This window comes from Noviherbaspirillum sedimenti, assembly GCF_003590835.1.
Taxonomy (GTDB): domain Bacteria; phylum Pseudomonadota; class Gammaproteobacteria; order Burkholderiales; family Burkholderiaceae_D; genus Paucimonas; species Paucimonas sedimenti.
The window spans coordinates 2,483,755-2,497,568 of the sequence record NZ_QYUQ01000002.1; the positions used below are offsets into that span (position 1 = coordinate 2,483,755).

The 13,814-nt window shown below is 61.7% G+C and carries 13 protein-coding genes; 9 read left to right on the forward strand and 4 right to left on the reverse strand.

What is annotated here, in order from left to right; translation table 11 throughout:
• Positions 1-151: 151 nt before the first annotated feature.
• The 4 genes from D3878_RS11520 to benA are packed head-to-tail and all read right to left on the reverse strand — an operon-like array spanning position 152 to position 3,842.
• A complete protein-coding gene (locus D3878_RS11520; RefSeq protein WP_119785588.1) occupies positions 152-937 on the reverse strand; it encodes a 1,6-dihydroxycyclohexa-2,4-diene-1-carboxylate dehydrogenase in 786 nt (261 codons plus the stop codon).
• Positions 938-942: 5 nt separating this feature from the next.
• Positions 943-1,962: a benzoate 1,2-dioxygenase electron transfer component BenC gene (gene benC, locus D3878_RS11525; protein WP_119785589.1), complete on the reverse strand. Its 1,020-nt coding sequence runs from the start codon at positions 1,960-1,962 to the stop codon at positions 943-945.
• Between the two features lie 24 nt (positions 1,963-1,986).
• On the reverse strand, positions 1,987-2,478 hold the full coding sequence (gene benB / locus D3878_RS11530) for a benzoate 1,2-dioxygenase small subunit (RefSeq protein WP_119785590.1): 492 nt from the start codon (positions 2,476-2,478) through the stop codon (positions 1,987-1,989).
• Positions 2,475-3,842 (reverse strand): benzoate 1,2-dioxygenase large subunit, encoded by a 1,368-nt coding sequence (gene benA, locus D3878_RS11535; protein WP_119785591.1) that lies wholly within the window; start codon positions 3,840-3,842, stop codon positions 2,475-2,477. The genes benB and benA overlap by 4 nt, the downstream gene beginning before the upstream one ends.
• 179 nt (positions 3,843-4,021) lie before the next feature.
• Here benA and D3878_RS11540 point away from each other — a divergent pair, with 179 nt between their 5' ends.
• The 9 genes from D3878_RS11540 (at position 4,022) to glyQ (ending at position 13,814) form a co-directional block, all read left to right on the forward strand.
• Complete coding sequence (locus D3878_RS11540) at positions 4,022-4,936, forward strand: LysR family transcriptional regulator (protein WP_119787847.1); 915 nt, start codon at positions 4,022-4,024, stop codon at positions 4,934-4,936.
• 196 nt (positions 4,937-5,132) lie between these two features.
• Positions 5,133-5,507: a hypothetical protein gene (locus D3878_RS11545; protein ID WP_119785592.1), complete on the forward strand. Its 375-nt coding sequence runs from the start codon at positions 5,133-5,135 to the stop codon at positions 5,505-5,507.
• Between the two features lie 35 nt (positions 5,508-5,542).
• Positions 5,543-6,883 carry a tRNA (N6-isopentenyl adenosine(37)-C2)-methylthiotransferase MiaB gene (gene miaB / locus D3878_RS11550; protein WP_119785593.1) on the forward strand — a complete coding sequence of 447 codons (1,341 nt, stop codon included), beginning with the start codon at positions 5,543-5,545 and terminating at the stop codon, positions 6,881-6,883.
• 7 nt (positions 6,884-6,890) lie between these two features.
• Positions 6,891-7,955 carry a PhoH family protein gene (locus tag D3878_RS11555; protein ID WP_119785594.1) on the forward strand — a complete coding sequence of 355 codons (1,065 nt, stop codon included), beginning with the start codon at positions 6,891-6,893 and terminating at the stop codon, positions 7,953-7,955.
• Positions 7,936-8,436, forward strand: coding sequence for an rRNA maturation RNase YbeY (gene ybeY / locus D3878_RS11560; RefSeq protein ID WP_119785595.1), 501 nt, complete (start codon positions 7,936-7,938; stop codon positions 8,434-8,436). Before D3878_RS11555 ends, ybeY begins: the two co-directional genes overlap by 20 nt.
• 381 nt (positions 8,437-8,817) lie before the next feature.
• Positions 8,818-10,230 carry an MFS transporter gene (locus D3878_RS11565; RefSeq protein WP_119785596.1) on the forward strand — a complete coding sequence of 471 codons (1,413 nt, stop codon included), beginning with the start codon at positions 8,818-8,820 and terminating at the stop codon, positions 10,228-10,230.
• A 147-nt stretch (positions 10,231-10,377) separates the two neighbouring features.
• A complete protein-coding gene (locus tag D3878_RS11570) occupies positions 10,378-11,262 on the forward strand; it encodes an HlyC/CorC family transporter (RefSeq protein ID WP_119785597.1) in 885 nt (294 codons plus the stop codon).
• Between the two features lie 7 nt (positions 11,263-11,269).
• On the forward strand, positions 11,270-12,856 hold the full coding sequence (lnt, locus tag D3878_RS11575; RefSeq protein ID WP_119785598.1) for an apolipoprotein N-acyltransferase: 1,587 nt from the start codon (positions 11,270-11,272) through the stop codon (positions 12,854-12,856).
• A 55-nt stretch (positions 12,857-12,911) separates the two neighbouring features.
• The gene (gene glyQ / locus D3878_RS11580; RefSeq protein WP_119787848.1) at positions 12,912-13,814 is read left to right on the forward strand and encodes a glycine--tRNA ligase subunit alpha; all 903 of its coding nucleotides are present in this window, start codon (positions 12,912-12,914) and stop codon (positions 13,812-13,814) included.

Genomic DNA, 13,814 nt, shown 5'->3' on the forward strand with positions numbered 1-13,814 from the left:
CGACTCAGAGAATGATCAAGGCATGACATTAATTTTTTAAAAGAAAAACGGGCACGACAAGGCCCGTTTTTCACTTTGCGACAGTCACCCGCGAGGGTGAGCCCCTCATCAATTAAAAGGTGTGCTTCACGCCCAGAGCAAACGACCGGGATCAGCCCTGGTCGCCGCCGCCCACCGGCAAAATGGTGCCGGTGATGTAGGAAGCTTCGTCGGAAGCCAGGAACAGGATGGCGCGCACCTGCTCGTCGATGGTGCCGTAACGGCCCATCAAGGTGGATGCTTTGGTCTGGTCGACAATACCCTGATACCAGACTTCTTCCTGTGGCGACAACTTGACTGGATTGCGCGGCACCTTGCGCGGCGGCGCTTCGGTGCCACCAGTGGCTACCGCATTGACGCGGATGCCGTCGGCCGCATGTTCCAGCGCCAGGCTGACGGTCATGGCATTGACGCCGCCCTTGGAGGCCGAGTAGGGAATGCGATAGATGCCGCGCGTGGCGATCGACGAAATATTGACGATCACGCCCGCCTTGCGCTCCACCATGCCCGGCAATACAGCGCGGCACGACCAAAGCGTGGGGAACAGCGAGCGGCGCACTTCCGCCTCGATCTCCGCTTCCTGGTATTCCTGGTAAGGCTTGGCCCAAATGGTGCCGCCGACATTATTGATCATCACATCAACGCGGTCATGGGCATCAAGCGCGCTCTGCACCACCTTCTGCGCGCCGGCATAGGTTTCCAGGTCGGCATACACCGTCAGCACCTTGCCGCCTTGCGCGCTGATTTCCGCCGCCACTTCCTCTAACAGCTCGGAACGGTCGGCCAGCACCAGCAGTGCGCCCTCTTCGGCGGCAGCCAGCGCCACGCCACGGCCGATGCCTTGCGCGGCGCCGGTGATGATGACAACCTTGTCGGTAAAACGAGTATAGGTACGCATGATGATCAGATCTCGCTGCTTGCAGAAAATTTTTCGTAATGGAAGGACGCCGGCGTGACGCCGCTTTCCTTCAGCCAGTTGCGCACGGCTTCCACCATGGCCACCGGCCCGCACAGGTAAACGTCGACATCGCCGCCATTGAGCCATTCCGGCTCGACGTGCTGCGTCACATAACCCTTGCGCGGATGCGCGCTTTCGGCGGCGGCCACGCAGGTGCGGTAATCGAATTGCGGCAGTTTTTCCTTGATGGCGTCCAGCTGCTGCAGCGCCACCAGGTCGAAGTCATTGGTCACGCCGAACACCAGGCGCACCGGCTGGGCGCTGCCCGCAGCGGCCAGCACGTCGAGCATCGACAGGAAGGGCGCAATGCCGGTGCCGCCCGCCAGGAACAACACCGGCCGCTGCACGTCGCGCAGGTAGAAGCTGCCGTAGGGGCCGGCGAAGGAGATCTTCTGCCCGGCCTTGGCGTCGGACGCCAGGAAGTGGCTCATGCGGCCATTCGGCACATTGCGTACCACGAACGACGACTGCGCCGCGCCCGGCGCCGAGCTGAACGAGTACGAGCGGGTCAGTGCGGTGCCGGGAATGCCGACATTGACATACTGGCCAGGCAGGAAACTCAAGGCTGCGGCGTCATCGAGCTGGATCGAAAAGCCGATGGTCGATTCCGACACCTGCTCGACTGCAGCCAACGTGCCCTCGAAGGACGATACCCCGGTCTTGCAGGCTTCCGACGAGGCGGCGATCTTGATCACGCAATCCGACTTCGGCCGGGTCTGGCATGCCAGGATGTAACCTTGTGCGGCTTCTTCCTCGGTCAGCGCATCCTCGATATAGCTCGACGGCGGCAGGTCGTAGGAACCTGTCTCGCACAGGCCGCGGCAAGTGCCGCAAGCGCCGTCGCGGCAGTCCAGGGGGATGTTGATCTTCTGGCGATATGCCGCGTCGGACAAGGTTTCATTCGCTTCGCAGCTGATGAAACGCGTCACGCCGTCTTCAAACTGTAGTGCAATGTTGTAGCTCATTTGCCAATTCCTCGAACTTGCTGCTTAAATGTGGTAGATGTCAATCACCTGATTGATGTAATCGTTTTTCAGCACCACGTACTTGTTCAGGATTTTCGGGCTGTCGCCGGAAAAGTCGATGACGTAACGCGACATGCCGAAGTAGCTGTAGTTGGTCTTGTAGCGATGGCTCAGGGTGTTCCAGTTGAAGCGCACCGTGCAGACGTCGCCTTCGCGATTTTCCAGCTCGATATTGGCGATGTTGTGGCTGGTGCGGGTATCCGGCATGGTGGCGCTGGAGCGCTCGGTCTTGATGCGGAATATGCGGTCTTCCAGGCCCTGGCGGTTCGGATAGTAGATCAGCGAGATCTCGCGCTGCGGGTCGGTGGTCAGCTTGTCGCGGTCATCCCACGACGGCATCCAGAAGACGGCCTCCGGGTGATAGCATTCCAGCCATGCCTCCCATTGTTCGTCATCCAGCAGGCGGGCTTCGCGGTACAGGAAGCTGTTGATGGCGGCGATATCAATGCTCTTCATTTTTGTTCTCCTTCTGCACGCAAGGCTTTTTTCATGACTTCCAGCCAGTGGCGATGCTGCACGGTGTACAAACCTTCGTCCTCGTTCTTGATGCCGGACATGACCGGGTTCAAGCCGATCTTCTTTGCCTCGTCATCAGGGCCATCGATCCAGTGCTTGGAACCGCGGCACATGTCGTTCCACTCCAGGGCGCTACCGGCATAGCCTTGCTGGCAAGCGCGGAATTCTTCCAGGTCGTCCGGTGTGGCCATGCCGCTGGCATTGAAGAAGTCCTCGTACTGGCGGATGCGGCGCGCACGCGCTTCGTCGGATTCGCCCTTGGGGGCAATGCAGTAGATCGTCACTTCGGTCTTGTTGACCGACAGCGGACGCACGACGCGGATTTGCGTGCTGAATTGATCCATCAGATACACGTTCGGATACAGGCACAGGTTGCGCGAGTTATGCAGCATCCAGTGCGCCTTCTCGGCGCCGCAGCGCTCGACCAGCTCTTCGCGACGCAGGTAGTTGGGACGATCTTCCGGATTGGCGAAACGGCTCCACAGCACCATGTGGCCCTGCTCGAAGGCGTAGAATCCGCCGCCGAGCTTGCCCCATTGGCCGGCGTCCAGCGCGCGGATATTGTCTTCGCGCGCAGCTTCCTGCTTGCGGTGGCTGGTGGTGGCGGCATAGTTCCAGTGCACGGCCGAAACGTGATAGCCATCCGCGCCGTTTTCCGCTCCCAGCTTCCAGTTGCCCTCGAAGGTATAGGTGGAGGAACCGCGCAAGACTTCCAGGCCCTCGGCCGACTGCTCCACCATGATGTCGATCATCTTGGCGGCTTCGCCCAGATACTCGGCCAGCGGCGCCACGTCCGGGTTGATGCTGCCGAACAGGAAGCCACGGTAGTTTTCAAAACGGCCGAGCTTTTTCAGGTCGTGCGAGCCTTCCTTGTTGAAGCAATCGGGATAGCCCGCACCTTCCGGATCCTTGACCTTCAGCAACTTGCCGCTGTTGTTGAAAGTCCAGCCATGGAACGGGCAGGTATAGGTGGCCTTGTTGCCACTCTTATAACGCGCCAGCATGGCGCCGCGATGGCTGCAGGAATTGATCATCGCATTCAGTTCGCCCTGGCGGTTGCGCGCGATGATGATGGGCTGGCGGCCGATATACGTCGTGTAATAGTCGTTATTGTCTGGAATCTGGCTCTCGTGGGCCAGATAAATCCAGTTGCCCTCGAAAACATGCTTCATTTCCAGTTCAAACAAGGCTTCGTCGGTGAATACGCTGCGATGTACGCGGTAGTCGCCGGTTTCCTTGTTTTCGACCAGATAGTCGTCCAGGCTCTTCAGTTTCGGATTGTTGTCCGGATGGGTAGCGATCATGTATGTCTCCTAGCGGAAATTTAGTTGGCCGGCATCTGTGCCGAAACAATCTCAACCGATCGTGCGATATTATTAAGGTATAAAATTGATCAATTTCGATTTGATCTGGACGATACATCCAGCCATTTCGCGACGTCCAACACTGAATTAGTATTGCTCAATACCACACAGGTATGAACATGGAACTGCGCCATCTGCGCTACTTTGTCGCTGTCGCGGAAGAGCGGAATTTCACCCGCGCCGCCGAGCGCCTGCACATTGCCCAGCCGCCCCTGAGCCGGCAAATCCAGCAACTGGAAGAGGAGTTGGGCGTCACCCTGTTCGAACGCGGTTCGCGCCCGCTCAAGCTGACCGAAGCGGGCCGGTTCTGCCTTGCCCACGCCCAGCAATTGCTGGCGCAGACTGCCGAACTGAAGGCAATGACCCAGCGCGTGGGGCAGATCGAGCGCAAGATGTCAGTCGGCTTCGTGGCCTCGACCCTGTACGGCATGCTGCCCAAAATCATCCGCCGCTTCCGCGCCGAATACAGTGAAGTCGCACTGAGCCTGCACGAAATGACCACCATGGAGCAGATCAAGGCACTCAAGGAAGGCAAGATTGATGTCGGCTTCGGCCGCATCCGCCATGAAGATCCGAACGTGCGGCGCATCGTGCTGCGCGAGGAACGACTGATGGCGGCACTGCCCTCCGAACATCCGCTCACCCTCGCCAAGCCCACCCTGACCTTGCTGGACCTGGTGCCCGAAACGCTGATCATTTATCCCAAGGCGCCGCGCCCCAGCTATGCCGACCAGGTGCTGGCAGCCTTCCAGGATCGCGCCCTCACGCCGCACAAGATCGTGGAAGCGAGGGAATTGCAGATTGCCCTGGGCCTGGTGGCCGCCGGCGAGGGCGTGAGCATCCTGCCCAGCAGCATGCTCAACCTCCGACGCAGCGATGTCACCTACATGGAATTGAACGAACAAAACCTGGTTTCTCCCATCATCATGAGCATGCGCATGCGGGATGAATCGCCAGACATCAAGGCCTTGCTGAACCTGATCTACGACCTGTATGACGAGGAAAATATCGAGTACAAAAAGGAACTCTGGTGAATGCCGAGGCCCATAAATGATAAAATTCGGGCAAACTTCGGGCAAACTTCGGGCAAACTTCGGGTACACTTTGCCCTATCTTGCGGCATTTTATGCAGTCGCAAGCGGTTGATTCTTTAGGGTTTTTACCCCCGACCGAAAAATCTGCCAGGCATCCCGTTCCCATCCCCGCTTTCCCATCGCAACGGAGTTCGACATGAGGATTCAACGCTTTCTGACCGTTTGCATGCTGGCACTCCTTGCTACGTCGGCCTTCGCCCTGGAGCGGCCATTTCCGGCGAACGCCAAGCGCGGGGTGCTGAATATGGGCCCCTTCCCGGAAATCGCCTTGAATGGCCAGCCACGCCGGATGTCGGCAGGCGGGCGCATCTTCAACGAGCAGAACCTGATCCAGATGCCTGCGTCGGTTACCGGCAACAACCTGATGGTCAACTATACCGAGGATTTCCAGGGCAACGTCGACCGCGTCTGGATACTCACAGAGCAGGAAGCGGCGCAAACGCCGGCCCAGCAAAAAATCAACGCGGCCCAGGCCCCGCAGGCACAGATCCTGCCGGACCCGGTCCGATAAATCTCACCGTTACACCGTTTTAGTTTTTGGACTCAATGCAAAAGAAAGTATTCATCAAGACCTTCGGCTGCCAGATGAACGAGTATGACTCGGACAAGATGGCCGATGTGCTCAATGCCGCCGAAGGCCTGGTCAAGACCGACACGCCGGAAGACGCCGACGTGATCCTGTTCAACACCTGCTCGGTGCGCGAAAAGGCGCAGGAAAAAGTATTTTCCGATCTTGGCCGGGTGCGCGAGCTGAAGCTGAAAAACCCGAATCTCGTAATCGGCGTCGGCGGCTGCGTCGCCTCCCAGGAAGGCGAGGCGATCATCAAGCGCGCGCCCTACGTCGATGTGGTGTTCGGCCCGCAAACCCTGCACCGCCTGCCGGACCTGCTGGCCCAGCGGCGCGCCAGCGGCCGCTCGCAAGTCGATATCAGCTTCCCCGAAATCGAGAAATTCGACCATTTGCCGCCGGCCCGCGTCGAAGGCGCCACCGCCTTCGTCTCGATCATGGAAGGCTGCAGCAAGTATTGCAGCTATTGCGTGGTGCCCTATACCCGCGGCGAGGAAGTCTCGCGCCGCTTCGACGACGTGCTGACCGAAGTCGCCGGCCTGGCCGCGCAAGGCGTCAAGGAAATCACCCTGCTGGGACAGAACGTCAATGCCTTCCGCGGCGCCATGACCGATGGCGAGACCGCCGACTTCGCCCTGCTGGTGGAATACATCGCCGAGATCGACGGCATCGAGCGCATCCGCTACGTCACCAGCCATCCGAAGGAATTCACCCAGCGCCTGATCGACACCTATGCCAAAGTGCCGAAGCTGGTGAACCACCTGTACCTGCCGGCGCAGCACGGCTCGGACCGCATCCTGATGGCGATGAAGCGCGGCTATACCTCGCTCGAATACAAGTCGATCATCCGGCGCCTGCGCGAAGTGCGCCCCGATATCGCGATTTCCTCCGACTTCATCGTCGGCTTCCCCGGCGAGACCGACGCCGATTTCGAGGCGATGATGAAACTGATCGACGACATTGGCTACGACAACAGCTTCAGTTTCATCTTCAGTCCGCGCCCCGGCACGCCGGCAGCCAACCTGGCCGACGACACGCCGCACGAAGTAAAACTGGCACGCCTGCAGCGCCTGCAGAAAGTCATCGGCGACAACACCCGACGCTACAGCGACGCCCTGGTCAATTCCACCCAGCGCATCCTGGTCGAAGGGCCGTCGCGCAAGGACCCGGCAGAACTGCAGGGACGCACCGAATGCAACCGCGTGGTGAATTTCGACGGCGGTCCGCAGGCGGCGCGCCTGGTCGGCCAGATGCTCGACGTGACCATCACCGAGAGCTACTCCTATTCCCTGCGCGGCGCGCTGGTGCTGCAAGACTAAGGCCAACGTGAAAAAGACCCCTGTAGAGCCGCTGCACTTCATCCCGCAGCCGCTCGACAACAAGCGGCTCGCCAACCTGTGCGGGCCGATGGATGAAAACCTGCGGCAGATCGCCGCTGCGCTCGACGTGACAGTGTTCCGCCGCGGCGAGAAATTCATCGTCAGCGGCACCCTGGCCGCCGATGCGCTGGCCATCCTGGAACGCTTCTATGCGGTCGCCGACAAGACCATTTCGATCGACGACGTGCAACTGGCGCTGGTGGAACAGCGCGCCGGCCATGCGCAAACCGCGCGCAAGTCCGCGCGGCCGGCGCGGGCGACAGAAGCAGGCGCCGCAGCAGAACCGGCCGCAGATGATCAGGGCGTAACAGGCGCCGGCGAGCCGCTGGTACTGAAAACCCGCCGCCACGACTTGCGCGGCCGCACGCCGACCCAGAACCAGTATCTCAAGGCCATCGTCGAACACGACATCACCTTCGGCGTCGGCCCCGCCGGCACCGGCAAGACCTATCTGGCCGTCGCTTGCGCGGTCGATGCGCTCGAACGCGACGCCGTGCAAAGGATCGTGCTGACGCGGCCGGCGGTGGAAGCCGGCGAACGCCTGGGCTTCTTGCCGGGCGACCTGGCGCAGAAGGTCGATCCCTACCTGCGCCCCCTTTACGATGCGCTGTACGACCTGCTCGGTTTCGACCGCACCCAGAAGATGTTCGAGAAGCAGGCAATTGAAATTGCGCCGCTGGCCTACATGCGCGGACGCACCCTCAACCACGCCTTCGTGATCCTCGACGAGGCGCAAAATACCACGCCGGAACAGATGAAGATGTTCCTGACCCGCATCGGTTTCGGCAGCAAGGCCGTGATCACCGGCGACGTCACCCAGGTCGACCTGCAGCGCAACCAGAAGAGCGGCCTGGTCGATGCGGCCCAGGTCCTCAAGAAAGTGCGCGGCATCGCCTTCACCCATTTCACCAGCGCCGACGTGGTGCGCCACCCGCTTGTGGGGCGCATCGTCGATGCCTACGAGGCGGCGAACAAGCCTGTACGTGTAAAAAATGACAAAGCCAGCGATTAAATCAGCAACTAAGCCAGCACCCAAGTCAGCAACTAGGCCTGAACTCTCGCTCTCCGTGCAATATCCCGACCCGCGCCTGCGGGACCAACTCACGCGCCCGCAACTGCGGCGCTGGGTGCAGGCGGCATTGCTGGCGCCGGCCGAACTGACCATCCGCTTCGTCGACGCCGACGAAGGCCGCACACTCAACCGCGAATACCGGGGCAAGGACTACGCCACTAACGTGCTGACCTTCCCCTACACGGAGTCGGAAGACGAGCCCACCCGCGCCGACATCGTGCTGTGCAGTGACGTGCTGCAAAAGGAAGCCGCCGAACAACGCAAGACCTTGCAGGAACATGCCGCCCACCTGGTGGTGCACGGCGTGCTGCATGCGCAGGGCTACGACCATGAAAACGACGAGGATGCCGCCGAGATGGAGCAACTGGAAGTCGAGATTTTGGCGCGGCTGGGGTTTGCCAATCCTTACCAGGCCGATTGAATCCCCCTCCCTTAAAGAAAGCCGCTTGAAGCCGTCTCGGACCGGCTAAATTCTCCCCGGCAAGATCAATCCCCAGCCTGCGCCGCGTAGGCCATTCATCCCAGCAACACATCAGGCTGTCCTCGCACGGACGCGTCCTGCAGCGTGCGCCCTGCGGCATCGGCTCTTCGCGCTCTTCATACCAGCAAGGTATGCGTAAGTACGCCAACAGTATTAGACGCCCGCGCTTTTCCGCCCCTACTATCGTCCTCGGTTACACACCAATGCTCCGCATGGAAGCAGGTAGCAGCCATTGCGGTCAATTAGAAATCAGCCTCGACGAAGGCACAAGGAGACAAGCATGACTTTACGCATTTCCCCCGTTTGCGACGGAGGCCGCGCATGACCCAGATCGCCCTCGACGCCACCGCCAACGCCGCCACTGCAAGCAGGCGCGGCGCCTCGCCAGATTCCCGCAATTCGGTCAATGTGCAAACGCTGATCGATGAGCAGCCGATGTCGGCATACCAGTATCTGGTCCTGTTCCTCTGCTTTTCCATCCTGGCACTGGATGGATTCGATACCGCCATCATCGGCTATGTTGCGCCGGCGCTGGTATCGAAATGGGGCATCGCCCGTTCCGCACTGGCGCCGGTGATGAGCGCAGCCTTGTTCGGCCTCGCCTTCGGCGCCATGCTGGCAGGCCCCAGCGCGGACCGCTTCGGACGCAAACCGGTCCTGATCATATCCAGCATGTTCTTTGCGATCTTCAGCCTGCTGACCGCCTACGCCGGCTCGATCGAATCGATGGCCATCCTGCGCTTTCTCACCGGACTGGGCCTCGGCGCCGCCATGCCGAACGCGGTGACGCTGATGGCTGAACTGGCGCCGGCCAAGCGACGCTCGCTGGTCGTCAATGCCGTGTATGTGGGATTCCCCCTGGGTGCAGCGGCTGGCGGCATCATCTCCGCCGGCCTGATCCCGCACTTTGGCTGGGAAAGCGTGTTTATCCTGGGTGGCGTGCTGCCGCTATTGTTCGTGCCCGTCATGGCGCTGTACCTGCCGGAATCGGCTTCCTACATGGCAGCCCGCAATTATCCGGCAGCGTCCATCAGAAAGGTCATGCAGCGCATCTGCAAGCGCGACCTGAGCCACGTTGCCAGATTCACCAGCGACGCAGCGGAGGTCACGAGCAAGCCCGGACAATCCGCCCTTGGACTGATCCTGTCACGACGCTACGTGGTGGCAACGCTGATGCTGTGGTCCACCTATTTCATGGGCTTGCTGATTTTTTATCTGCTGACGAGCTGGATGCCGCTGATGATGAAGGATGCCGGCTTTAGCCTGGAAAAAGCCGCGCTGGTGAGCGCGCTGTTCCCGCTCGGCGGCGGCATCGGCACCCTGGTTGGCGGCTTGTTGATGGACCGGTTCTCGCCGGCGCGCGTGCTGGCCAGCGTGTACGTGGTGGCAGCCGTGCTCCTGGTGGCAGTCGGGCAAAGCATGGGCAACGTCGGCCTGTTCGCCACGCTGGTATTCCTGGCGGGGATCATGGTGACCGGCGCCCAGGCCTCGCTGCCTGCGCTGGCTGCGCCGATCTATCCCACCCAGGGTCGCGCCACCGGCATCGCCTGGATGCTGGGCATCGGCCGCACCGGCGGCATCCTCGGCGCCCTCGCCGGTGGTGTGTTGCTCGGCATGAAACTGCCGTTCAGCCAGATCCTGGCACTGCTGGCAATCCCCGCCCTGCTGGCGATGACCGCCTTGCTGGTGCTGTCGGTAAAGGCGCCGAAAGGCGACAGTCCGACAAGCAAGTAAGCCCCGGCGGCGGTATTCCTGTAGCGGGAATACCGCCGTCCGGCCATTGTCATTCGGGCCAGACGGACATGCCCGGCGGCCTGATTGATGGACCGCGCTGGATTTTGGTGTATTCTATGGGGTCCCAAAACAACGGCTCCCCGCCATATGCAAGAGCACCCTAGTAGCGTCAGATCATTCGACACCAAGCCGCACCGCTCCCTGTTCGAACGACTGACCGCCCTGATTTCCCCCGAGCCCGACAACCGCACGGAATTGCTCGAAGTCCTCCACGACGCTCACGAGCGCAACCTGATCGACGCCGACGCGCTGTCGATGATCGAAGGCGTATTCCAGGTATCCGACCTGTCCGCACGCGACATCATGGTGCCGTGCCCGCAGATGGACGTGATCGATATTGCCACTCCCATCGAAGAATGGATGCCGCTGGTGCTCAAGACCGGCCATTCGCGTTTTCCGGTAGTCGACGGCGACCGCGACAAGGTGGTCGGCACCCTGCTGGCCAAGGACTTGCTGCGCTATTACGCCGACCAGTCCTTCGATGTGCGCAACATGGTGCGCCCGGCCACCTTCATCCCGGAATCGAAGCGCCTGAATGTCCTGCTGCGCGATTTCCGCGCCAATCGCAACCACATGGCGATCGTCGTCAATGAATACGGCAGCGTCGCCGGCCTGATCACGATCGAGGATGTGCTGGAACAGATCGTCGGCGATATCGAGGATGAATTCGATATCGAAAAGGCCGATGACAATATCCTGCGGGTACGCGACGGCGAATTCGGCGCGCGCTGGCGTGTCAACGCCATCACCGCAATCGACCAGTTCAATGAGACGCTTGGCACCGGCCTGGCGGAAGATGCGGTCGACACCATCGGTGGACTGGTCGTCACGCACCTGGGCCGGGTGCCGCACAAGGCCGACGTCTTCGACATCGGCGCGCTGCGCTTCCAGGTCTTGCGCGCCGACGCGCGCCGGGTGCATATCCTGCTGGTCGAAAAACTGCCGGCGGCGCCGGCTGCCGCAGGCAACTGAGGCACGCATGACGGTTCGCGCCGGCGCCGCCCGCCGTCCCGCCCTCCGCCTTGCTGCCATGCTGCTGGTCGCGCTGGCCGCCGGCGCCGCCAATGTCTTCGCATTCGCCCCCTTTGGCCTGTGGCCGCTGCAACTTCTGCTGCTGGCATTGCTGTTCCACTTCCTGCACGGCACCGCCTCGGTGCAGCAGGGCGCCGCGCTCGGTCTTGCCTATGGCTGGGGCTGGGCCGCCGCCGGAGTGCATTGGCTGTATGTCAGCATGCATCACTACGGCGGCATGCCATCCTGGATGGCGGCACTCGCCGTGGCGCTGCTGGCCGTATGGCTTGGCCTGTTTGCCGCGCTGGCCGCCGGCGCCACCACCTGGTTGCGGCGCCGCTGGAACCTCTCTGCCACATTGACGCTGTTGCTGGTGGCGCCAGCGCTGTGGGCGCTGGGCGAATGGCTGCGCGGCTGGATATTCACCGGTTTTCCCTGGCTGGTCTCGGGCTACGCCCACAATGAAAGTCCGCTGGCCGGCTTCGCCCCGCTGGTCGGCGTGTATGGCATCGGCTGGCTGGCGGCACTGGCCGCCGGCGCGCTGGCGCTCCTGCCCAGGCACAGGATGCCGGTGCTGCTGCTGCTGCCCGTATTGCTGGCAGCCGGCTGGGGCTTGCAGACGGTTTCCTGGACCGGAAAACACGGCGAAGCCATCGCAGTGCGCCTGTTGCAAGGCAACGTGCCGCAGGACATGAAGTTCGAGCGCGAGCGCATCGCCACCACGCTGGCCGAGTACGAGTTCATGATTCGGCAACAGCCGGCCGACCTCATCGCCACGCCGGAAACCGCGCTGCCCCTGCTGTCGCACCAGTTGCCCGAAGATTACCTGGCGCGCCTGGGCGCCTTTGCACGCCAGTCGGGCAGCCACATCGTCGTCGGCCTGCCGATGTCCGACGGCCCGGGGCGCTATGCCAACAGCGTGCTGGGCCTGGCGCCCGCGGGAACGCCCGACGCGCAAGGCACCGCGTACCGCTATGACAAGCACCACCTGGTGCCGTTCGGCGAATTCATCCCGCCGGGCTTTCGCTGGTTCGTCGACATGATGCACATCCCGCTGGGCGACTTCACGCGCGGCGCGCCGCTGCAGGCGCCATTCCAGGTGAAGGACCAGTGGATACTGCCCAACATCTGCTACGAAGACCTGTTTGGCGAGGAAATCGCCGATCAGCTGGCAGCCGGCCATTTCGGCGAGATCCCGCAAACCAGCGTGCTTTTGAATGTTTCCAACATCGCCTGGTTTGGCGACACCATCGCCCTGCCGCAGCATTTGCAGATCTCGCAAATGCGCGCGCTGGAAACCGGCCGCCCCATGCTGCGCGCCACCAATACCGGCGCCACCGCCGTGATCGACCACAAGGGCCGGGTGACGGCGCAGCTGCCGCCCTTCCAGCAAGGCGTGCTGGCTGCCACAGTCCAGGGGTACATCGGCGCCACGCCGTATATCCTGCTCGGTAACGGACCGGCCGTGCTGCTGGCATTGCTGGCGCTGGCAATCGCACGCTTCTTGCATTGGAAAAAGGCTGGAAAGCAGCCGGAGACAGGTAAAAACCGCTAAAATCTTGGGTTTTACCGATTCCATTGCTCCCCGTCGCGGGGACGAAAAACCCACCATGCTCACATTTCAACAAGTCATACTGAAGCTGCAGGAATACTGGGATGCGCAAGGCTGCGCCCTGCTGCAGCCCTACGACATGGAGGTCGGCGCCGGTACCTCGCACACCGCCACCTTCCTGCGCGCGATCGGCCCGGAGCCGTGGCGCGCCGCCTATGTGCAGCCGTCGCGCCGGCCCAAGGACGGCCGCTACGGCGAGAACCCGAACCGCATGCAGCACTACTACCAGTATCAGGTGGTGCTGAAACCCGCGCCGGAAAACATCCTCGAGCTTTACCTCGGCTCGCTGCAGGCGCTCGGCCTGAACCTGCAGCAGAACGACGTACGCTTCGTCGAGGACGACTGGGAAAACCCGACCCTGGGGGCCTGGGGCCTGGGCTGGGAAGTCTGGTTGAACGGCATGGAAGTCACGCAATTCACCTATTTCCAGCAAGTCGGCGGCCTCGACTGCAAGCCGACGCTGGGCGAGATCACCTACGGCATTGAACGCCTGGCGATGTACCTGCAGGGCGTGGAAAACGTCTACGACCTGGTGTGGACCGAGTGGGAAGAGCATGGCGTGACCAAGCGCCTGACCTATGGCGACGTGTTCCACCAGAATGAAGTCGAGCAATCGACCTTCAACTTCGAACACTCCAACACCGAATTCCTGTTTTCGCTGTTCGGCAATTACGAAGCCGAAGCCAAGCGCCTGATGGAAGTGCCGCTGGCGCTGCCGGCCTACGAAATGGTGCTGAAAGCCGCGCACACCTTCAACCTGCTGGATGCGCGCGGGGCGATCTCCGTGACCGAGCGCGCCGCCTATATCGGCCGCATCCGCAACCTGTCGCGTTCCGTGGCGCAGGCCTATTTCGAATCGCGCGAGAAGCTCGGCTTCCCGATGTGCGGCGACAATCAATAA

Excerpts from the sequence above, each read along its gene's own strand:
- D3878_RS11520 (WP_119785588.1), bottom strand. The coding sequence starts at position 937 with ATGCGTACCTATACTCGTTTTACCGACAAGGTTGTCATCATCACCGGC.
- benC (WP_119785589.1), bottom strand. The coding sequence starts at position 1,962 with ATGAGCTACAACATTGCACTACAGTTTGAAGACGGCGTGACGCGTTTC.
- benB (WP_119785590.1), bottom strand. The coding sequence starts at position 2,478 with ATGAAGAGCATTGATATCGCCGCCATCAACAGCTTCCTGTACCGCGAA.
- benA (WP_119785591.1), bottom strand. The coding sequence starts at position 3,842 with ATGATCGCTACCCATCCGGACAACAATCCGAAACTGAAGAGCCTGGAC.
- D3878_RS11540 (WP_119787847.1), top strand. The coding sequence starts at position 4,022 with ATGGAACTGCGCCATCTGCGCTACTTTGTCGCTGTCGCGGAAGAGCGG.
- D3878_RS11545 (WP_119785592.1), top strand. The coding sequence starts at position 5,133 with ATGAGGATTCAACGCTTTCTGACCGTTTGCATGCTGGCACTCCTTGCT.
- miaB (WP_119785593.1), top strand. The coding sequence starts at position 5,543 with ATGCAAAAGAAAGTATTCATCAAGACCTTCGGCTGCCAGATGAACGAG.
- ybeY (WP_119785595.1), top strand. The coding sequence starts at position 7,936 with ATGACAAAGCCAGCGATTAAATCAGCAACTAAGCCAGCACCCAAGTCA.
- D3878_RS11565 (WP_119785596.1), top strand. The coding sequence starts at position 8,818 with ATGACCCAGATCGCCCTCGACGCCACCGCCAACGCCGCCACTGCAAGC.
- D3878_RS11570 (WP_119785597.1), top strand. The coding sequence starts at position 10,378 with ATGCAAGAGCACCCTAGTAGCGTCAGATCATTCGACACCAAGCCGCAC.
- lnt (WP_119785598.1), top strand. The coding sequence starts at position 11,270 with ATGACGGTTCGCGCCGGCGCCGCCCGCCGTCCCGCCCTCCGCCTTGCT.
- glyQ (WP_119787848.1), top strand. The coding sequence starts at position 12,912 with ATGCTCACATTTCAACAAGTCATACTGAAGCTGCAGGAATACTGGGAT.